Below are 20,535 nucleotides of genomic sequence, written 5' to 3'. Positions count from 1 at the left end.
TTAGCCCTTGAGTGTTGGAAAGGCGGTTGGAATAGCTACCGCAATTGCCTTCTTCATGACAGTCGGCAGCGCTTCCCCATCAAGTTCGGTGACCGGCACCCAGAAACCGTGATCACCGGCAGGGCAGTCGATCGGCCCGACGCGGAAGATCGACAGCCTGAGCTCGAAATGCGTGAAGACATGGGAAATGCTTCCCGCCGCCTGCCACTCGGCCGGGAAGGGGGCAGCGTCCACCCCCGTTTCCCCGTCCTGCCGTGAGGTCCAGTCCGTCGTCGGCACCTCCGTCATGCCGCCCAGCAGGCCGCTTTCCACCCGCTTGCGCAGCAGAAGCCGCCCGTCGCGATCAACAGCGATGAAGGCGGCCCCCAGCCGCACCGGCTTTGCCTTCTTCGCCGCCTTGACCGGAAAACGCTCCGGCTCGTCACTCGCAAGCGCCAGACACGCATCGTTGAACGGACAGAGCGCACAGGCCGGGCGTTTCGGGGTGCAGATCGTCGCACCCAGATCCATCATCGCCTGGGCAAAGTCCCCGGGCCGATCGGTCGGCGTCAGCTCTGCGACTTTCGCCTTCATCTGCGGCTTTGATCCCGGCAGCGGCGCCTCGATGGCAAAAAGCCGTGAGATCACCCGCTCGACATTACCGTCCATGACAGCGGATGGCCGGTTGAAGGCGATCGCCGCCACGGCAGCCGAGGTATAGTCGCCGATGCCGGGAAGGGTACGCAAACCCTCTTCGGTATCGGGAAAGATCCCACCATGCTGGAAGGCGACGGCCTCGGCGCATTTTTTCAGGTTGCGGGCACGCGCGTAATAGCCAAGCCCCGCCCAGGCCGCCATGACATCCTCGTTCGGCGCCTCCGCAAGATCCCTGACCGTCGGCCATCGCGCGATGAACTTGGCGAAATAGGCCTTCACCGCCGCAACCGTTGTCTGCTGCAGCATCACCTCCGACATCCAGATGTAATAGGGATCGGGTTTCACCCCCCGTTTGGCCGCCGCAGGCGAAATCCGCCACGGCAGGTCCCTGTGATGTCGGTCATACCAGGCGAGGAGATCGGCGCTGAATTGGTGTTTCATCGGTTGAATGGCTGCCATGATGCGTTTAGACGGGGCGAGCGACGAAGACGACCGTCAGTCCATGCTCTGGAGATCCTATGCAGCTACAGTCCTCCGCCCTGAGGCGCAATACGGTATGGGCTCTGTTCTTGATCCTCAGCCTCTCCGCCTACGAGAACTCGATCCTCAACATTGCATTGATCGTGTCCGCTGCTTGGGCCCTCTGTTTTCTGCTGGTGGGCGTCCTGAAGCCAAGGCTCGACGGCGCGATCGGCTTTTTCGTGGCGGCGGCAGCCGCGTATTTTGTCGTTCACGTCGTTTATCTCTTCGCGCACTACGGAACCCATTTCCCGAAGCCGGACAAGGAATGGGCGGAGCCGCTGAAGCTTGTCACCTTCCTGCTGCCCTTCTTCATCGCCGCACGTCTGTCAGCCGTTCCATCGGAAAGCTTGTTGCGCACGGTCTGGCTCGCCGCCGCCGTCTGGGGGCTCGCAACGCTTCCCTACACGCTCTATCAGGGGCTCCTCCTCGACATGCGCGCCGAGGCCGGGACCGGCAACGCCATTCCCTTTGCGCTGATGGGCTCCCTCTTCTCGTCCTGTGCGCTGCTCGGATTGAATGAAAAAGACCGGCGTTATCGGTGGCTGGCGGCGGCGGGTTTTGCTGCGGGCTTCCTCTGTGTCCTGTTTTCCCAGACCAAGAGCATGATGCCCGTTCCCATCCTCGGCCTTGCCCTTTTCTGGCTTATCTTCCTGAGGGGGCGCATGCCCCTCTGGCAGCTCGCCGGCATCGGGCTCGCTGTCATGCTTTTTGCGGGCATCGGCTTCTATCTGTCGGACAGCTGGGAGCGCTTCCGCGATATCTGGGCGATCCTGGTGCAGGATAATCCTTCGGCGAAACTGGGCAATTCCTATACCGAGCGTCTGACCATGTGGTCAAACAGCTTCGCGGCAGTGCTGGACGCTCCATTCTCCGGTCACGGTTTCCAGAACCGGCGCCATTTCATCGGCCTGCTGGGCTACGACTATAACCATTGGCACAATGGCTTCCTGACGGCAGCCTTTGACAACGGCATTCCAGGCCTGCTGTTGATGACCGTGTTGCTCGTAGCGCCGATGATCGTTGCCTTGCGCGCTGCGAAAGATGACCTCTATCGGCCACGTTTATTCATCGCCACGATCCTCGTATTCGCCTATGCTTGGGGCGGCATGGTCAACCAGGTCTTCGGTCACATGATCTACGACGCCCTGTTCCTCTGGGTCGGCACGATCATCGCCGTATCGGCCACACCGGGAGCGAATACGGATGTCGAAGGATCAGCCTAAACGCTACGGTGCCAACCAGATCGCCGAGATCGCCAACGGCATCGTCGATCCCGTTCTGGCGCGGCGTGCCGGTATCAACACGGCGCTGCTCGGGTCCTGGGAAGATATCGTCGGCGACAATTTTGCCGACTGCACGCGGCCGGAAAAGATCGCCTGGCCGCGCCGCTCCGATCTTCCCGACGATGGCGGCCATCGGCCCGGCGTCCTCACCATCGCCTGCGAAGGAGCAAGGGCGCTTTTCCTCTCCCACGCCCAGGGCGAGCTGATTGCCCGCATCAACGGCTTCTTCGGCTATCCCGCGATCGGCCAGGTCCGCATCGTGCAGAAGCCGGTTTCGAATGCGAGCGTCAGGCCGCGGATCCGCAAGCTCGAGGGTGAGAAGGCAAAACGGCTCGCGGCGATGATGGAGGGGATAGACGACGAAAACCTCCGCCGTGCCGTCGAGCGTCTGGGCACTGCGGTGCTGCAGGCCAAGCGCAAATAGCGAGCGGTCGCCTGTCCGCAATTGGCTCTCCGGCCGATCGAAGCGCGATCGTCCGGCGCTGCATCTGCCCCAGATGCCGCCTTTGTGGCGGCCAAGTTTGGGCCGATCCCTGAGCTCGCGTTGCTCCTGCCAAGGACCAGGTCTACCAGTCGACGGCGCGGGGCCGGCATGGCCTGCGCGCTTGTCTCTTGAATCCGCAGGAACATCCGCTTGAACCTTCACAGCCCGACACCTGCTCCGGATCGCGATGCCATGCTCGGGGCTGTTCCGAGAGGGGATGTCGCTCCCGCAGCATGGCACAACGGCAGCGCGCGGCTTCTCGCTCCGCTGCTTTTCGCTGTCATCGCCGGCATCGATGGGCTCGGCACCAGCATCGCCTTTGCCGCCCTCATCTTCGCTGGTCCGCTTGCGGCGGGCTTCGGCATGGGGGTGGGTGTCATCCTTCTGTCGAGCATCGTGATGGCCGCATGGATCGCGTTGCGCAGCCGCTATCCCTCCAGCATCGGTCAGGTGCAGGAGGCGAGCATCGCTATCCTCGCAACAGCCATCGCCGCAGCCATCGCTCATCTGGAGTTCGCGCCGGAGGAGGTCAAGGTCGCCACCGCTTTCGCCATCCTCGGGACGAGCGCGGTTGTCACGGGAGCCGTCTTCTGGATTTTCGGCACTTGCCGTTTCGGTCGCCTCGTGCGCTTCATGCCCTATCCGGTGGTTGCCGGTTTTCTCGCCGGATCCGGCTGGCTGCTCATCCAGGGCGCGGTGATGATGATCGTCGGCGATCGCAGCCTGGCCGAACTCTTCGTCCGCCCCGAGGGCCAGCAGGCGCTTGCCAATCTCTATGTAGCCCTGGTCTTTGCCACCGTCGTCACCTTTGCTCTCAGGCGCTCCTCAAGCCCGCTGACCATGCCGCTGCTCATGCTCGGTGGTGGCGTCCTGTTCTTTGCCATGCTGGCTGCGATCGGCGCCGACGTCGAACAGGCGCGCGCCATGCATTGGCTCCCCGCCATGCCGCCTGGCGGCGGCCTTGCCCTGCCGCAGCCGCTTGAGGTCGTCACGACAGCGGATTGGTCCGTCGTCGTCCTGGCCTTGCCGGCAATCGTCTCGGTCGCGCTGCTCGGCATGGTCGGCCTGCTCCTCAACACCAGTGGCCTGGAAGTGGCGACCCGCCAGGACATCGATGCGGATGCGGAACTGCGCACAACCGGTATCGCCAACGTTGTGGCTGGCGGCTTCGGTGGCGCACCGGGTTTCACCGGCCTGTCGATGACCCTGCTTGCCAATCGCATGGGCGCAACGGCAAGGTCTGTCGGTATCGCGACGGCCGTGATGCTGGCGCTGATGCTGCCCTTTGCCGGCGAACTCGCCGGTGCCATGCCGACCTTCGTCGCGGCTGGCCTGATGATCGCCCTCGGCATCGAATTGATCCACGACTGGCTCTGGCGCTCCCGGCAACAGCTGCCGCGCAGCGAGTGGCTCGCCGTGCTTGCCATTCCACTCGGCATGGCCGCCTTCGGCTTCATGGGCGGCATGGCGCTCGGCCTCGGTCTGTCGATCGTCACCTTCGTCTACAATTATGCCCGCCTTTCGGTCATCCGGATCAATGCCTCTTTGCGGGAGCGCAAGAGCAGTATCGACCGTCCGCCGGCGGAAAACAGCCTGCTCGAACTCGAGGGCGAGCAGGTCCAGGTTCTGGAGTTGCAGGAGTTTCTGTTTTTCGGCACGGCCGAGCAGGTGGTCGATGCCATCCGCCAGCGCCTGCAGGATCGCACCCGCCTGTCGCTGCGCTTCGTCATCATCGATTTCCGCCGGGTGAGCGGCATGGATGCCGCGGCTGCGGCCACCTTCGTGAAGATCCGCAACCTGCTTGCCGGCAGCGAGGTCGAGCTCGTCTTCAGCAACCTATCGCCGGAGATCGAGCAGGCGCTTGTTCGAAACGGCATCGACTTTGCGACCGATCCCGTCGTCGGCCGCGAGCGCGATCTCGACCATGCGCTGGAGCGCTGCGAGGAGCGGCTGATCGCCGCGATCGCCCGGGAAGAAACCTGGCAGGATGTCGAGGACTATTTCGCCCAGACGATCGGCCACAGCTCCCGGCTCAAGGACCTCGTCGCCTCCATGCAGGAAATCCGTCTCGAACCGGGAGACCGCTTCATCCGCGCCGGTGAGACGGGCGACGACCTGTTCCTGCTCTGGACCGGCCGCGCCAAGGTGGAGGCCGTACTGGCCAATGGCAAGCGCCTGCGCCTGCGCACCGTGAAGCCCGGCGTCGTGCTGGGTGAAATCGCCATCTATCGGGGTGGTCCACGCACAGCCGATGTTGTCGCCGAGGTTCCGTCCACCGTCTACCGTCTCGCCCGCCGACAGCTGCGTTATCTCGAACAGGCCGACCCGGAACTGGCGCTCCTCGTTCACCGTCTCTGCGCCACGACGCTTGCCGAACGCCTGACCATCGCCAATCGCCTGGTCCAGGCACTGCATGAGTAACCGATGCCGAAGGACTATTTGCTGCTCGCGGTGAACACGCCGTCCCAGCCCTCGGGTGCCGTTTCGGGTAGCTCCGACAGTCGCTGCTGATAGAGTGCATGTGTGCCGGATAGCCGGTTCCGTGGCAGCGCCAGCAGGATCTGCAACTGGTTGCGCGCGGCTGCGAGATCGCCCGCCTGCCAGGCGCGGATGAAGGCGCCGTGGGCTGCGAAAAGGTTGGTCTGCTCAGGAGCGCTTCCCCCTGAAACTCCCATGAGCGCATGCAGCGTCACCGGTGCCTGCCGCCCGACCACCCGCACCCGGTCTATCTCGACAAACAGAAGCCCCGTGGTCTTTGCCCTCACCTCCTCGGTCACCAGGATCGAAAGGTCGTAGAGCTTGGTCATGCCCTCGACCCGCGAGGCGAGGTTGACGCTGTCGCCGAGACAGGAATAGCTGAAGCGCTGGTCGGATCCGAGATTGCCGACACAGGCCATGCCGGTGTTCAGCCCGATGCCGATCTTGAGGGCCATGCCGCTCTCGTGGTTCAGCCGTTCCAGCGAAGACACCATGTCGAGTGCGGCGAGACACGCCTTTTGCGGATGATCGGCAATGTCGAGCGGCGCGTTCCAGAAGGCCATCACGGCATCGCCGATATACTTGTCGATCGTCGCCTCACGCTTCAGGAGCACATCGGTCGTCGGTGTCAGGAAGTTGTTCAACAGCCCGGTAAGCTCGGTCGGCTTCAGCTTTTCCGACAGCGTGGTGAAGCCACGGATGTCGGAAAAGAGGATGGTCAGCTCGCGGTCCTCGCCACCAAGGGTGAGCCCCTCAGGGTTCTCGGAAAGCCGCTCGACCAGAGTTGGCGAAAGGTATCGCCCGAAGCTCTCACGCACGAAGCGTTTTTCGCGGTGGGTGAGCATCAGCAACAGTGGCAGCGCCGTCAGCAGCACGGCGCCGAGCCCGGCGAACGGCAGCAGCGGATCGAAAAGCGTCAGTCCACGGGCGAAGGCAAGCCAGGAGGTGCCGGCAATGAGAGCGGCGAGCAGCAGGCCTGTCGCGACCGACAGGGCAGGGGTGGCGGTTGCGAGCACCAGGAGCAGCACCAGCCCCGCAGCAACGGCTGCGGCCCGCTCCGCCCCGAGCATCCAGTCGGGGCGTTCGAGGAAGACGCCGCTTGCGATCTGGTCGATGATTTCCGCATGCACCTTCACGCCCGCCATGGCCGGATCGACGGGAGTGGCGACGATGTCGCGCAGGCCGACGGCGCTCGTGCCCACCAGCAGGATGCGTCCCTGGATCTGGCCTGCGATTGCGGCGGCCTTGGCCGGGTCGAGGAGATCGGCGACCGAGATGACCGGCATGTTCGGCAGGCCGGAATAGTAGATCCAGATCTCGCCATCGGCGCTGACTGGTATGTCGAGAGCCCCCACCCTCAGATCCGTCATCGCCGATCCCCCTGCCGTGCCGGCAGAGCGCACAACGAAGGATCCGGCCTGCTGGGCGATCCGAAGCGTCTCGATCGACAGCGCCGGATAGAGCCTGTCACCACTCTTGGAGATCAACGGGAAGGTGCGGATGATGTTGTCGGGCGTCGGAGGGAAGGAGAAATAGCCCATCGCGGTGGCGCGGTCCGTCAGCACCGGCAGGTTGGACAGGGCTCCCGAAAAGGGAGGGAGGCGTTCGCCTGGATCAGGGCCGAGAAAGGAGAAACCGGCCTTGGGCTCTGGTGCTGGCACCGACGTCTCGTTGCTGAGCGCGATCCCCAGCGCCACGGCATTCGCGGCGACGGCGTCGGCCAGCATCTTGTCCGGATCCGGCAGATCCGGCCCGACATCGATTGCGATCCCCTGCCGCCGCATCTCTTCGACCAGGCGCGCAGGTGCCGTTCTGTCCGGTTCGGAAAACACGATGTCGAAGCCGATGGCTGCTGCACCCAGCCCGCTCGCCCGCGTTACGATCTCTGCGACCGTCCGGCGCGACCAGGGCCATTGCCCGAGCTTGCCGATCGAGGCCTCGTCGATGTCGATCACGGCAACCGGCGGATCGGTTGCCTCCCGCGGCTTGATCGTCTGATAGGCGTCGAACACGAGCGCCGTCAGCCGGAAGGCCTGCGGTGCCAGGGCTGCATGGGCCGTGAGAACGGCGACAAGCGCTGCCGCCCCCACGATCAGCACGCCGAGCTTGCGCCGTTGCGACGAGGACAGGCGACGTTGCGTGCGGGCTTCGGCCATGGGAAGGCCTAGCGACTGCCGGCGAAGATGCCGGTCGTCGACCAGTCGGCGCCGTCGTTTGCGCTGAAGCTGCCCATGATGCCCTTGACCGGATCCGTGCCGTTCGAAGCAAACGCGCCGGTGACGCTTGTGGCAATGCCGCTGCTCGAGGTGCCGCTGAAGGTCGCGCTTCCGCTGCCGAAGGTGACATCGGCACTGAAGCTCTTGCTGTCATAACCGGAAACAGAGACGCTCCCTGTCCGTGTGCCGAAATTCATCGTCGAGGTCATTGCGCCGGTCGCGATATACTGCGCGCCGTCATTGAGTACGGTGCCGACCGCATTGCCGTTATAGGTCGCAGTGCCCGTGGTCGGAACAGCGCTGTTGGCCGGCTGCTTGCCGATGATCCAGTTGCCGAGATGGACGCTGTAGGTGCTCTCGGGCCCCGACTGCTTGCCCCACCATCCCCAGGTCATGAAATCGCAGGCATTGCAGATCGACGAGCTCGTATTGCCGTTGAAGATCGTCGTCGGCACGACGGCAGACGAGACCATGTAGGCCCCACCGGAGGAATCCACGGCGGCGATCAGCTGGTCGGTCAGGTAGACCTGTTCGCTCTTCTCGCTCGTCGCCAGGAAATCGGCGAAGTAGCTGCTCGAGGGCTTGAAGATCGAACCGGTGAAGGTGCCGGCCGCATTGTCGAATTCCAGCGACGTCACACCCTGGAAAAGCTCGGTATTGCCGCTGAACATGTTGGTTGCAGCTCCCGAGGCGAAGCCGGTCATCGTCTGTCCGCCGAAGCTGCGGGTCGCCGAGGTGGTCGCAGCGTCATTGCGGCTCGCAACCTGCACCGTACCATAGAGGTTCCCCCGATCCTCGACGTCCTCGATGCTGCCGGTACCGAGCACGAGATACTCGCCGTCCTCGCCGAAGATCTGATCGTTCCCGCTGCCACTCCCGAGCGTTTCCACATAGAGGGCGGTCCCGGAGGTCGAGGTCGGATCGCTGGTCTGAGACGAGCCAGAGACCCGCCCGTTGAAGCCGTAGGTGCTGTCCCGCTCGTCGAAGCTTCCTGCCATGACCAGAATCGAGCTCGACTGGGCGCTGCCTGTGCCGGAAATCGACAGGGATGCCTGAAGAAGGCGGGCAACGACGTCGTCCTCGGAGGTCACGCCTCCGGCATAAATGTCGCTGGTGACCGCAAGGCCGGTCTCGGGTGTCCCCAACGAGAAGGAATCGGTGAAGGGCACCGGCACTCCGCCGATCGTCACCGAACCGCTGATTGGATCCGCCTGCACGGCATAGCGATAGACCTGGCTGGACGAGAACACCTCGGTCGCGTCGGCCGGCTTGCCGCCGACGATGTAGACCGGTTCGCCGCCATCATTGGCTGTCAGCAAATAGGCGATGAATTCGCCACTGCCGGTATAGGCCGTGCCGCTGACCACGCCGAGGCTGCCAATCGTCCCGGTGACGTTTGTGCTGGTCAATGTCGAGCTGGAGGCCGGCTTCTCCAGGGAGACGGCACCCAGACCGCCGAAGGTTCCGGTCAGGCTGCCGGCGCCGTCTGATGTCAGCGTCCCGTCGATCGCCGCGACGGCGACGTCGCCGTCCGTGTCGATCCGTGCTACGGCTCTGGCCGATCCATCCCAAGGCTCCTCCGGCTCCGGGTCGACAGGATCCACCGGCACTTCCGGCCGTGTCCCGACATCCCGCTGCGATTCTCCCGCCACGTCTTCCACGGGTGTCGTCACGATCGGCCGCGGCTGCGGCACCGGGATCGCATTCTCCGACGGCAGCTGCGCGGAATTGCTCTGGCCGACCGTGCTGTTCTGCACCGTCTGGTCGGTCGGCGTGTTGTTCGCACCTCCGCTCTGGCCGGGGCGGCCGGCAAGGAACTGCTGCAGCCCGCTCACCCATTGCGGCGGCGTCCGCTGGACGCGCGGCTGGCCGTCGCCAGCCACGATCGAGAAGCCCTGTCTGAACAGCCGCTGTGGCTGTCCGTTGCCGGTCAGCTGCACTTCCTTGCCATAGACCAGCGTCATATGCGGCGGCAGCGGCTGACCGTCGGACGTCTGGCCGTTGAGATTGATGTCGACCACGGCGCCGCGAATGCCGGCCGTGCCGATCGGCGTGTCGATCTTCACATTGCCGCTTGCCTTGGAGGCCTTGCCACCGATGAAGCGCAGCGCGCCCTTGGTCATGGTCGCAGCCAGCGAGGCCGTGTTCTTTTCCGGATCATAGACGAAGCTGTCGATGACGACAGAGGAATTCGGCCCGACGGTGAAGGATGTCCCGTCGGCAAGCAGGATCTGCACCAGACCCTCGCCGCTCGTTTCGATCCGGTGGTTGCGGATCACGGGATCGCCAAGCGAGATCAGGCGCGGCTTGCCGCCCCCGTCAAAGGCCGTTGCCGTCGGATTGACGGCAGCGGTCACACCGGCGACTTCGGCCTCCGCGCGCGCCGAAGCGGCGGCAAGCAGGAGCAGCGCCACCGAGGTGCTGAGCAGGGCATGACGTGTCTTCGTCTTCATCGTGATGCTCCTAGAAGGCCGACTGGATCGAAACGGAGAGCGAGATGTTGTCGAAGGCCTTGATGTCGTAGTTCGACCAGACCTTGCGATAGCCGGCCTCCGCGACCAGGGCCACGCGCTCGGTAAACGGCATGATCTGGCGCAGGTTGAGGCTGAATTCCGTATCGCGCTGGCGCTCGTCCGCGTTGATCATCGTATCAGCATCGTCATAGCTGCGCCCCGCCACCGCCGCCTCCAGCCCGGTGATCCAGGCCGGTCCGTCTCCGATAGGTGCGGCATAGCGATAGGTGCCGGAAATCGCGCCGCCGACCTCGGTCGAGGAGAGATAGCCCTCCTGCGCATCCCGCCGCGTCGCAAGCAGCCGACCGGTCAGGCTGAAATCCTCGGTCACGTTGTGCGACCATGACAGCTGTGCGTCGAAGCGGTTGCCGGTCTGCAGTTCGGCGGTCTGACGCGACTTGGTATTGGAATAGTCCTCGTAACGGTATTGCAGGCTCGCCGAGAGGCTGTCGACCGGGGTAACCTGCCAGTCGAAATTGGTCGAGACCCCGGCCGAGGCGAGATAGCGGTCGCCTTCGATCAGCACGCCGCTGGTCAATACCAGCACCGAGACCGACCGGTCATCCAGCCCGAAACGGCCGAGATCGAAGACGGGGCCGGCATAGGCCTCCATGGCAGCCGTGTTCAGCGTGTCGCGCTCCCGGTATCCCGCAGCGTAGCCGGAAATCCCGGCTTCGAGCGAGAGCCCCTGGATGTCCGTGTCGTGGCGGAAACGCAGCGCGCCGTTGACGAAGGCGTTGATATCCTCGCCGGCGACGCTGAGGTCGTCGAGCGTGTAGGACAGGCCATTCAGCGTGACGGTGGAATTGCCGGGGCCGGCATTGGCATTGCTCTGATACCGCAGCCCGGTGCTGATCATACCCGAGAGCTGCGAGGGCGCCGCGCGCTGGTCGATCGCCGCAAGATACTGCTCCACCTTTGCGGAGACCTCCGGCGGCACCTCTCCTGCGGCCTTGGCACCGTCGAAATACTGCCGCGCGGTCTCATAGGCGCCGAGACGGTAGTAGAGCACGCCGAGCTCCAGCTGCAGCCGGGGCAGGCCGGGTGCATAGATCAGCATGCGCTCCAGCGTGGAAATGGCCCCTTCCAGGTCGCCCGCCTGCGAGGAAAGCGCGGCATATTCGAAGGCCGTATCCAGATCGTCGGGAGCCGCCATCATGCGCTCGAAGAGTTGCCGGCGTTCGGCCTCGATCGCCTCGGAAGAGCTTCCGGCGATGCGCGGCATGACATTCTGCGATTGCTGTGCAGCCGCAGGCAGCACCGGCAACACCAGGCAGGCAGCCACCAGCGTAAGGTTCAGGCTGTACGCGGCGAGGGGCGCCGGCGCTCGGCGTTTCGGCAACAACATCAACGAATGGACTCTGACAATGAACGGGTGAAATTCTTTATGACAGTTTGATGCCCGGTTTGAAGGCGGTAAAACGGACCATCACGGCCAAGTTTGGGGTCTTCCCCGACTTCTCGCAGTCCTCGATCATGGTGTTAGCTGGCCTCTCTCCGAATGGCAATCCGGATGCCCGTAGGAGCACGGCATGATGCTAAAGTCTATATATCTATAACTACGTTGCATTGTAGATACGGATTAGTATATATAGAGACCGATTGCATCCTTGATGTGTGCCGAGGCCCGAAGGGGCCGGTGGCGTGATCGGCAAGAGCAGCTGGAGCAGCGTGGTGGCTAGGCCGCCCTGGGGAGGAAATGATGAAGACCAGCAGACGACAGTTTTTCGGTCTGGCGGCCGGCGGTGCAGCACTCGCGGCTGCCCCCTTGGGCCGGGCTACGGCGACACCGGTCAAGACCGGCGCTCGCATTCTGATCCTTGGTGCAGGTGCTGCTGGAGCGGCATTGGCCAACCAGCTTTCCACTCGCCTGGACGGAGCGAAGATCACCATCCTCGATCCGCGCAAGCAGCACTGGTATCAACCAGGCTTTACGCTGATCGCCGCCGGTCTCAAGCCTGCCTCCTATTCCGTCTCCGGCACGGGTGACTGGCTGCCATCTGGCGTCGAATGGATCGAGGAGGGCGCAGCCGAGGTCGATCCGGAGGGCAAGAAGGTCGTCACCACCGGCGGCACGGCGCTCGAATATGATTTTCTCTTTGTCGCCACTGGCCTCAAGCTCGATTATGCCGCCATCGAAGGCATGTCCCTTGACCTGATCGGCAAGGACGGCATCGGATCCGTCTATGCAGGCCCTGACTATGCCGAGAAGACTTGGGCCGAAATGAACCGCTTCACCGACAAGGGCGGACTGGCACTCTTCTCGCGCCCGGCGACCGAGATGAAATGCGCCGGCGCGCCGCTCAAATACACCTTCCTCACCGAGGATTATCTCACCCGCAAGGGCACCCGCAGCAATTCGAAGATCGTCTATGCCGCCCACAACAAGGCACTCTTCGGCGTGCCGATCGTCTCCGAAAAGGTGCGCATGCTCTATGAAGAGCGCGGCATCGATACGGTCTACGAACACGTGATGAAGAAGATTGACCCGGTGCGGAAGATCGCCACATTCACCACGCCGGAAGGTGACAAGGAGCTGGGCTACGATTTCACCAATGTCATCCCGCCCATGCGCGCGCCGGATGTCATCCTCAACAGCCCGCTGCCCTGGGCCGACAAGTGGGTCGGGCAGGGCTGGGTCGAGGTCGACAAGCACACCCTGCGCCACACGCGCTATCCAGAGGTCTTTGCCGTCGGTGACATCGCCGGGGTGCCCAAGGGCAAGACGGCCGCCAGCGTCAAATGGCAGGTGCCGGTCGCCGTCGACCAACTGGTCGCGCAGATTGAGGGTCGCGAGAGCAAGGAAAGCTACAACGGCTACACGTCCTGCCCGCTGATCACCCGCATCGGTTCCGCCATGCTCGTCGAGTTCGATTACAAGGACAATCTCGTGCCGTCCTTCCCGGGGCTGATTGCGCCACTCGAAGAGCTCTGGATTTCCTGGTTGATGAAGGAGATCGCCCTGAAGCCCACCTACAACGCCATGCTGCGCGGCCGCGCCTGAGGAGGATGCCATGAAGGACATGACTGTCGGAATGCTCGTTGCCGTTCTCGAGGAGATCTTCGGCCGCACCCTGTTCTGGGTGATGGTCGTGGTCGCCGCCGTGATCACGCTTGCCTATCTCTACGTCCTGATCCGCGACCGCCGCGTCTCCTGGAAGAAGTTCCTGCTGGCCCAGTTGGCCATGCCTGTGGGTGCCGTCGGCGCCGTCTGGTTCGTCCAGGCTGTCACCCGCTCCGGCTTCGGTGACATCGGCGGCCCGGTTGACGTGATCGTCTTGCTCGGCGTGGCGGCGATGGGTGCCGTCGGCATCGCGATCCTTGTCTATACGGTGCAATCGCTGGTCAGCCGCCCGACGGGAGGTTGACACGGTTCTCCACCGGCTGCGGGGTTCGGCAGGCGATGCGCCCGGCGAACCCATGCTCTTTGAGGGGGATGGCGTCAAAAGGTCACGGAACTTTGATTTTTCGGGGGGGACCCTGCCTTGTTTGGCGCCATTTGCCGTTATAACGGTGGACCCATCCAAGACCCTTGCAAGCAGGTAACTGACCCATGTCGACTTCCGAACTCTCGATCACCAAGCGCCGTCTCCTCGGCGGCATCGCCATCGCCGCAGTCTCCATGGCACTCACCGCCTGCAGTGACAGCGAAGACAAGGCTGCAAGCGCTGAGGCCAAGCCGGCGGTCAGCAACGAGACCACCGCCTCCACGACGCCTGCCGTCGAGATCCCGACCGCCGACCGCGACGTCGACATGGAGGAAGCGCTGAAGCCGGGTCCGCTCAAGGAAATGACGCTCGGCGATGCCAATGCCCCGGTCAAGGTCATCGAATACATGTCGATGACCTGCTCGCATTGCGCCAATTTCCACGCCAACACCTTCGATGCGATCAAGACCAAATATGTCGACACCGGCAAGGTCTATTTCGTCGTGCGCGAGTTCCCCTTCCCGCAGGACACCGCCTCGCTCGCCGCCTTCATGCTGGCCCGTTGCACCACCGAAGACAAGTTCTTCCCCTTCGTCTCGACACTCCTGAAGCAGCAGCGCACCTGGGCAGCACCCGCTGACGGCGACGTGCGCGGCGCCATGCTGCAGATGTCTAAGCTTGCCGGTTTTACACAGGAGAGCTTCGACGCCTGCTTGACGAACGCACAGCTTGCCGGTGATGTGTCGGCAGTCCGCGACCGCGGTGCTGAGGAATTCGGTGTCCAGTCGACCCCGACCTTCCTGATCAATGGCAAGGCCTATTCGGGGGACATGTCGGTTGACACCATGTCGGCCCTCATCGACAGCCTGCTCTGACCGACGTTTCGTCATGCTGACGGGCGCCGATGGCGCCTTCTATGGCCCTTCTCCCCGCCTGCGGGGAGAAGGTGGCGGCAGCCGGATGAGGGGCGCATCCGCGACGCTGCATCAGGCGCTACCCCCCTCTGCCCTGCCGGGCATCTCCCCCACAAGGGGGGAGAGTGGAAACTCGCTCGCCTCTCGCTGCAGCGTCCCGACCGCACCATCAACCCCGAACGCGACGCCAGTGGCAACCGCGACAATAACCGCGCGCCGCTCTCCCCCCTCGTGGGGGAGATGCCCGGCAGTGCAGAGGGGGGCGAACTGGCTAGACGCCGGCGTTTCCAGCTATGTAACCTCACTTGGCAGTTGTCGCGGCATCACCCCACCCCGGACCTGCGGTCCGACCCTCCCCCTCAAGGGGAGGGTAAAAGCATGAAATTCAACCGCCTGCGCGTCGTCGGCTTCAAGTCCTTCGTCGAGCCCTCGGAATTCATCATCGAGCGCGGCCTCACCGGCATTGTCGGGCCGAATGGCTGCGGCAAGTCGAACCTTGTCGAAGCGCTGCGCTGGGTCATGGGCGAGAACTCCTACAAGAACATGCGCGCGTCCGGAATGGACGACGTGATCTTCTCCGGTTCGGGAAACCGCCCCGCCCGCAATTCGGCGGAAGTCGGCCTCTATCTCGACAATTCCGACCGCACGGCGCCCGCCGCCTTCAACGATGCCGACGAGATCCAGGTGACCCGCCGGATCGAACGCGGCAATGGATCGGTCTACCGCATCAATGGCAAGGAGGCCCGCGCCAAGGACGTGCAGCTTCTCTTCGCCGATGCCTCGACCGGCGCCCGCTCGCCCTCCATGGTCGGCCAGGGCCGCATCGGCGAGCTGATCCAGGCCAAGCCCCAGGCTCGCCGGCAATTGCTGGAAGAGGCCGCTGGCATTTCCGGCCTGCATTCGCGCCGCCACGAGGCGGAACTCAGGCTGCGCGCCGCCGAGACCAATCTGGAGCGCCTGGAAGACATCACCGCCCAGCTCGAAAGCCAGATCGAGAGCCTGAAGCGCCAGGCCCGCCAGGCCAACCGCTTCAAACAACTCTCCGCCGATATCCGCGCGCACGAGGCAATGCTCCTGCACATCCGCTGGGCGCAGGCCAAGCAGGCCGAGGGCGAGGCCGAAAGCGCCTTGAACCAGGCCATGTCCACGGTCGCCGAAAAGGCGAACCACCAGATGGAGGCGGCAAAGCTCCAGGCTGTGGCGAGCCTCAAGATGCCGGAACTGCGCGAGGAGGAGGCGAAATGTGCAGCAAGCCTCCAGCGTCTGCAGATCGCCCGCAGCCAGCTCGACGAGGAAGCCAGTCGCATCCTGCGCCGCCGCGACGAACTCACCCGCCGTCTCGCGCAGCTCGACGAGGACATCCGCCGTGAGGAGCGTCTGGTTTCTGAAAATGCCGAGGTCATCCAGCGGCTGGCGGAAGAAGAGGCCGAACTCGAGGACATCCTCGCCGATGCCGGCCGTTTTGCCGAAGAGGCAAAGGAAAGTTTCGACGCCGCCGCCGCAACGCTTGCCGACAGCGAACGTGACTTCACCCGGCTGACCGCCGAGCGCGCCGAAGCCGCCGCCGGACGCCACCAGCTGGAACGCGCCATCCGCGACCTCGCCGAGCGCCGCGCAAGGCTGGAGCGCCAGGTGTCGGACGCCTCCCGCGAACTCGCCGAAATCTCCGACCGCATCGCGGCTCTCCCCGATCCGGACGAAAAGCGCGAAATGGTCGAGATCGCCGAGCAGGCCGTGGCTGACGCCGAGAGTGCCGCCATGGAGGCAGAAGCGGCTCTGACTGAGGCCCGCCGCACCGAAAGCCATCTGCGCCAGCCGCTCGAAGCCGCGCGCGCCCGCGTCAACGGTCTGGAGACCGAAGCCCGCACCATCGCCCGCATCCTGGCCTCGACCACGACAGGCGATTTTCCGCCGGTCGCCGATGAGCTCTCCGTTGATCGCGGTTATGAAACCGCGCTCGGTGCCGCCCTTGGCGACGATCTCGACAGCGCGCTCGACCAATCCGCCCCCGCCCACTGGCACGACAATGGCGACGGGGCAGGGGACCCGGGCTTGCCTTCAGGCGCCAAGCCCCTGATCTCCCATGTCCGCGCGCCGGCAGCGCTTACTCGCGCGCTCCGCCAGATCGGCGTCATCGAGGAAGCCCAAGCACTCGCCCTCATGGCCAAACTCGCCCCCGGCCAGCGCCTCGTCACCCGCGATGGAGCGGTCTATCGCTGGGATGGCCATATCACCGGCGCCGATGCCCCGAGTGCCGCGGCACTCCGCCTTGCCCAGAAGAACCGGCTTGCCGAAATCGAGATCGAGACCGAGGAAGCCCGCGACCAGATGGTCGAGGCCGAGGATCGCCTTAGCGAGGCCGCCGATGCCATCCGCACCGAAGAGGCCCGCCTGACCGACGCCCGCGACCGCAGCCGCCTGACGGTCCGCGCGCTCGCCGAAGCCCGCGACGCGCTCGCTCAGGCCGAACGCGCCTCGGGCGACCTCATCCGCCGCCGCGAGGTGATCGAGGAGGCGGTGAACGGCCTGAAGGGTCAGATCGAGGAAATCGTCGAGCAGGAGGAAACCGCCCGCATCGAGATGGAGGAGACGCCCGATCTCTCCGCCCTCGACGCCCGCCTGCGCGAGGCGGAGGCCGTCGTCGCCCGCGACCGTGGCCTGCTCGCCGAAGCCCGCGCCCGTTTCGAGGGGCTCGCCCGCGAAGACGAAATGCGCCGCCGCCGCATCCTCTCGATCCGCCAGGAAAAGCAGAACTGGCAGAGCCGCGCCAAATCTGCCGAAGAACACATCGCGACCCTGCGCGAGCGCGAGGCGGAAGCCCGTGACGAGATCACCGATCTCGAAATGGCGCCCGACGAATTCGAGGACAAGCGCCGCAACCTGATGACCGCCCTCGACAAGGCCGAGAAGGACCGCCGCGAGGCCGCCGATCGGCTGATCGAAGCCGAGACCCGCCAGCGCGAGGCCGACCAGAAGGCGGCTGCCGCGCTCGCCGAACTCGCTGAAGCACGCGAAAAGCGCGGCCGCGCCGAAGAGCGTCTGGTGTCGGCCCGCGACTGGCGTATCGAAGCCGAGACCCGAATCCGCGAGACCCTGAATGTCGGCCCGCATGAGGCCTTCCGCCTGACGGGCTTGAAGGACCCGAGCGAGATCGGCGACCTGCGCGAGGTCGAGCGCAACCTTGACCGTCTGAAGATGGAGCGCGAGCGCCTCGGCGCCGTCAACCTGCGCGCAGAAGAAGAGCAGAAGGAACTGTCGGAAAAGCTCGCGGCCCTGATCAAGGAGCGGGACGACATCATCGATGCGATCCGCAAGCTGCGCGGCGCCATCCAGAGCCTGAACCGCGAAGGCCGCGAACGCCTGATCGCCGCCTTCGACGTGGTCAACGCCCAGTTCCAGCGCCTCTTCACCCACCTCTTCAACGGCGGCACGGCGGAACTGCAACTGATCGAAAGCGACGACCCGCTGGAAGCCGGCCTGGAAATCCTCGCCCGCCCACCGGGCAAGAAACCGCAGACCATGACCCTGCTCTCAGGCGGCGAACAGGCGCTGACCGCCATGGCGCTCATCTTCGCGGTGTTTCTGACCAACCCCGCGCCGATCTGCGTGCTGGACGAAGTCGACGCGCCGCTCGACGACCACAATGTCGAGCGCTATTGCAACCTGATGGACGAAATGGCCGCCTCCACGGAAACCCGCTTCGTCATCATCACCCACAACCCCATCACCATGGCCCGCATGAACCGCCTCTTCGGCGTCACCATGGCCGAACAGGGCGTCAGCCAGCTGGTGTCGGTCGACCTGCAGACGGCGGAGGCGCTGCGGGAAAGGGATCTGGTGTGAGGCGGCAGGTTGCCGACGGGCGGCCGATGCAAGTACAATCAATGGAAATGATGGTCTGACGGTGCAGACAATTCTGCTGAGGTGCAGCGAGCCGTGTTGAAAGAGATTGCCAACGACAGCGATTATCGAGCCATGCTCTCGGCGGTTCGCCCGTTTTTCGACCATGAGCCTGAAGATGGCACCGCAGACGCGCTGGAATTCGACCGCCTAGTTGCGCTCCTCGAACACTACGAGGCTCTTCATTTTCCGGTGACGGGGAACGGGGCGTGAAGTTAAGCCGCGTCTGGACTGAGCTTGTTCTCCTTGCCGTGCTCAGTCTGAGCGCCGCCCCCCTCCACGCCCAGACGGCCTCTACCTCGCTCGCCGGCAACTACCTGCCGAGCGTGCTCGCCACGTCCCCGCCCCATCGCGACAGCCTGATGGAGATGCTCAAGGGCAAGCCGGGCCTGCCCTTCTGGGTGCGCGCGCTGGTGCGCCAGCCGCGTTATGTCGCGTTGGCGTCCGAGGAAGTGGCGGTGAAGGGCAAGCGCATGCAACTCTTCCGCGCCTGCGAGCCGCGCACCTGCGAAACGAGCTGGATCCGGGTCCTCTATTCCGAGGATGGCAAGCGGGCGCTGCTCTACATCTCCGACGCCAAGCTCGGCATCAAGATCTTCGGCGACCCGACGCCGGAAGAGCTGACCTTCCTCACCCGTTGACAGCTATTCCGCCGCCTTCCCCCGCCGGGCCGGCCCGACCGGCAGCGCGCCGCTGGCGAGGATAGAGCCGAGCACCAGCGGCAGGCAGACGAGATAGGCGTTGCGGATGCCGAAGGCTTCGGCCACGAAACCGAGCAGCGGCGGGCCGAGGAAGAAGACGACAAAGGCCATCTGCGCGATTGCCGCGACATTGATCACCGCCGGCCGGTCCGTGCGTTGGGCAGCGGCCGAGACGGCCATCGGATAGACCGCGCTGCAGCCTGCGCCCATCAGCGCAAAGCCGAGCAGAGCCAGATAGGGATGCGGCGCAAGCCAGGCCATGGCGATCCCCAGTGCCGCGATCGAAAGCAGCACGCGGCCCACCAGCCGTGCCCCGTGGCGATCGACCACCGGGTCGACGGTGAGGCGGGCCAGCGCCATGAAGAAGGCAAACAGCGTCAGCCCCGAGCCGGAGATGAAGGGCGAGACGTCGAAGACCTCTTCCATGTAGATCGTCGACCAGTCGATGCCCGCCCCTTCGATCAGGAAGGCCGAGGTGCCGATGATGCAGAGCGGCAGCAGTGAAAGCGTCGGCAGCGCGAAATGCGGTGCCTTGTCCTCGGCTCCGGCGGTGGTGAGGACAGGCGCATTCTTCATGCCCGCGAGTGTGATTGCGCCGATGACGAACATCAGCCCCAGCAGCACATGCATATGCACCTGCATCGTCACCCCCGCCTGCCGTACCAGCGAGGCGGTAACCGCAGTGACGAAGAAGCCGAGGCTCCAGCAGCCATGCGCGCGGTTCATGATGCCGAAACCCGCCTGCTCCTCGATCCGCCCGATCTCGACATTGAGGCAGATCTCCAGCGCGCCAGCCAGAAGCCCAACGGCAAAGAGCGTGGCAAAGACGAAGGGCGCGGACGGCAGAAGAGAGATCAGGGACAAGAGCGCCATCACGCCGAGCAGCGAGATGGCCAGCGTCGTGCGCGAGCCGAGCCGGACGATCAGCGGGGAGGAGAGGGTGAGCGAGATCAGCGAGCCGATCGCCATGCCGATCAACGTCAGCCCCAGCTCCGCCTTGTTGACCGAGAGCTGCACCTGCAGGTCAGGCAACCGCGAGAACAGCGAGCCTGTCGACATGGCGAAGAGAAAGAAGGCGATATAGACGCGGTACTGCGGCTGGAAATGCATCGGGGAGACTCGATTTGTCTGATGACCAGTCAACGGCGTGCCAGCATCGGTGGCCGAAGTCCAGCCGTCCGAACCGACGATCGGTTCGCCCCCGGAAAAGGCCCTGTCTAGAGGAGGCGGCTCACGTTCAATGACTGGCACTGCCCGGCCCACACCCGCCGTCATCCTCGGGCTTGTCCCGAGGATCTGCCAAGGGTGGTTGTGAAGGGGACGCTTCAGGGAAGGTTCTAAACGTCGAGCCAATAGCAGCGGCAATAGATCCTCGGGACAAGTGTAAAGCCCGGAGACATTCCTGACAGATGTTCATAGACATGCCTGACAGTCATTGTCTTTTGAGGAGGTCGATAAGC

14 protein-coding genes are annotated in these 20,535 nt (G+C 64.4%); 9 read left to right on the top strand and 5 right to left on the bottom strand.

What is annotated here, in order from left to right:
* Complete coding sequence (gene mutY, locus J2045_RS19375; RefSeq protein ID WP_307375993.1) at nt 1–1,095, bottom strand: A/G-specific adenine glycosylase; 1,095 nt, start codon at nt 1,093–1,095, stop codon at nt 1–3.
* A 59-nt stretch (nt 1,096–1,154) separates the two neighbouring features.
* Here mutY and J2045_RS19370 point away from each other — a divergent pair, with 59 nt between their 5' ends.
* From J2045_RS19370 to J2045_RS19360, 3 genes are all read left to right on the top strand, one after another.
* Nucleotides 1,155–2,381 (top strand): O-antigen ligase family protein, encoded by a 1,227-nt coding sequence (locus tag J2045_RS19370; protein WP_307375991.1) that lies wholly within the window; start codon nt 1,155–1,157, stop codon nt 2,379–2,381.
* Complete coding sequence (locus J2045_RS19365; RefSeq protein ID WP_307375988.1) at nt 2,362–2,865, top strand: DUF721 domain-containing protein; 504 nt, start codon at nt 2,362–2,364, stop codon at nt 2,863–2,865. The genes J2045_RS19370 and J2045_RS19365 overlap by 20 nt, the downstream gene beginning before the upstream one ends.
* A 210-nt stretch (nt 2,866–3,075) precedes the next feature.
* The gene (locus J2045_RS19360) at nt 3,076–5,346 is read left to right on the top strand and encodes a SulP family inorganic anion transporter (protein WP_307375986.1); all 2,271 of its coding nucleotides are present in this window, start codon (nt 3,076–3,078) and stop codon (nt 5,344–5,346) included.
* Between the two features lie 14 nt (nt 5,347–5,360).
* Here J2045_RS19360 and J2045_RS19355 read toward each other — a convergent pair whose 3' ends face one another.
* From J2045_RS19355 to J2045_RS19345, 3 genes are read right to left on the bottom strand one after another with little or no spacing between them, the layout of a single operon-like run.
* Nucleotides 5,361–7,559, bottom strand: a complete 2,199-nt coding sequence (locus tag J2045_RS19355; RefSeq protein ID WP_307375983.1) for a CHASE2 domain-containing protein — start codon at nt 7,557–7,559, stop codon at nt 5,361–5,363.
* A gap of 8 nt (nt 7,560–7,567) precedes the next feature.
* Entirely contained in the window at nt 7,568–10,072 is a 2,505-nt protein-coding gene (locus J2045_RS19350) for a FecR domain-containing protein (RefSeq protein WP_307375980.1), read from the bottom strand.
* A 10-nt stretch (nt 10,073–10,082) separates the two neighbouring features.
* Nucleotides 10,083–11,480 carry a surface lipoprotein assembly modifier gene (locus J2045_RS19345; RefSeq protein WP_307375978.1) on the bottom strand — a complete coding sequence of 466 codons (1,398 nt, stop codon included), beginning with the start codon at nt 11,478–11,480 and terminating at the stop codon, nt 10,083–10,085.
* 354 nt (nt 11,481–11,834) lie between these two features.
* On the opposite strand from J2045_RS19345, the gene J2045_RS19340 reads away from it, so the two are divergent.
* The 6 genes from J2045_RS19340 (at nt 11,835) to J2045_RS19315 (ending at nt 19,015) form a co-directional block, all read left to right on the top strand.
* Nucleotides 11,835–13,136 carry an NAD(P)/FAD-dependent oxidoreductase gene (locus tag J2045_RS19340; RefSeq protein WP_307375976.1) on the top strand — a complete coding sequence of 434 codons (1,302 nt, stop codon included), beginning with the start codon at nt 11,835–11,837 and terminating at the stop codon, nt 13,134–13,136.
* Between the two features lie 10 nt (nt 13,137–13,146).
* Entirely contained in the window at nt 13,147–13,500 is a 354-nt protein-coding gene (locus J2045_RS19335) for a DUF5368 domain-containing protein (protein WP_307375973.1), read from the top strand.
* Between the two features lie 185 nt (nt 13,501–13,685).
* Entirely contained in the window at nt 13,686–14,435 is a 750-nt protein-coding gene (locus J2045_RS19330; RefSeq protein ID WP_307375971.1) for a DsbA family protein, read from the top strand.
* A gap of 417 nt (nt 14,436–14,852) precedes the next feature.
* A complete protein-coding gene (locus J2045_RS19325) occupies nt 14,853–18,317 on the top strand; it encodes a chromosome segregation SMC family protein (RefSeq protein ID WP_307375968.1) in 3,465 nt (1,154 codons plus the stop codon).
* A gap of 93 nt (nt 18,318–18,410) precedes the next feature.
* Nucleotides 18,411–18,587 (top strand): hypothetical protein, encoded by a 177-nt coding sequence (locus tag J2045_RS19320; RefSeq protein ID WP_307375966.1) that lies wholly within the window; start codon nt 18,411–18,413, stop codon nt 18,585–18,587.
* Nucleotides 18,584–19,015: an Ivy family c-type lysozyme inhibitor gene (locus tag J2045_RS19315; protein WP_307375964.1), complete on the top strand. Its 432-nt coding sequence runs from the start codon at nt 18,584–18,586 to the stop codon at nt 19,013–19,015. Before J2045_RS19320 ends, J2045_RS19315 begins: the two co-directional genes overlap by 4 nt.
* A 3-nt stretch (nt 19,016–19,018) precedes the next feature.
* Here the strand turns inward: J2045_RS19315 and J2045_RS19310 are convergent, their stop codons facing one another.
* Complete coding sequence (locus tag J2045_RS19310) at nt 19,019–20,185, bottom strand: MFS transporter (RefSeq protein ID WP_307375962.1); 1,167 nt, start codon at nt 20,183–20,185, stop codon at nt 19,019–19,021.
* Nucleotides 20,186–20,535 lie beyond the last annotated feature (350 nt).

The organism is Peteryoungia aggregata LMG 23059 (genome assembly GCF_030814435.1).
GTDB lineage: Bacteria > Pseudomonadota > Alphaproteobacteria > Rhizobiales > Rhizobiaceae > Allorhizobium > Allorhizobium aggregatum.
This window is presented reverse-complemented; position numbering and strand designations above follow the sequence as displayed.

Bases quoted from the DNA above. Each gene is read 5' to 3' on its own strand.
- J2045_RS19355 (WP_307375983.1), bottom strand. From the start codon at position 7,559: ATGGCCGAAGCCCGCACGCAACGTCGCCTGTCCTCGTCGCAACGGCGC.
- J2045_RS19350 (WP_307375980.1), bottom strand. From the start codon at position 10,072: ATGAAGACGAAGACACGTCATGCCCTGCTCAGCACCTCGGTGGCGCTG.
- mutY (WP_307375993.1), bottom strand. From the start codon at position 1,095: ATGGCAGCCATTCAACCGATGAAACACCAATTCAGCGCCGATCTCCTC.
- J2045_RS19330 (WP_307375971.1), top strand. From the start codon at position 13,686: ATGTCGACTTCCGAACTCTCGATCACCAAGCGCCGTCTCCTCGGCGGC.
- J2045_RS19370 (WP_307375991.1), top strand. From the start codon at position 1,155: ATGCAGCTACAGTCCTCCGCCCTGAGGCGCAATACGGTATGGGCTCTG.
- J2045_RS19310 (WP_307375962.1), bottom strand. From the start codon at position 20,185: ATGCATTTCCAGCCGCAGTACCGCGTCTATATCGCCTTCTTTCTCTTC.
- J2045_RS19365 (WP_307375988.1), top strand. From the start codon at position 2,362: ATGTCGAAGGATCAGCCTAAACGCTACGGTGCCAACCAGATCGCCGAG.
- J2045_RS19325 (WP_307375968.1), top strand. From the start codon at position 14,853: ATGAAATTCAACCGCCTGCGCGTCGTCGGCTTCAAGTCCTTCGTCGAG.
- J2045_RS19340 (WP_307375976.1), top strand. From the start codon at position 11,835: ATGAAGACCAGCAGACGACAGTTTTTCGGTCTGGCGGCCGGCGGTGCA.
- J2045_RS19345 (WP_307375978.1), bottom strand. From the start codon at position 11,480: ATGTTGTTGCCGAAACGCCGAGCGCCGGCGCCCCTCGCCGCGTACAGC.
- J2045_RS19335 (WP_307375973.1), top strand. From the start codon at position 13,147: ATGAAGGACATGACTGTCGGAATGCTCGTTGCCGTTCTCGAGGAGATC.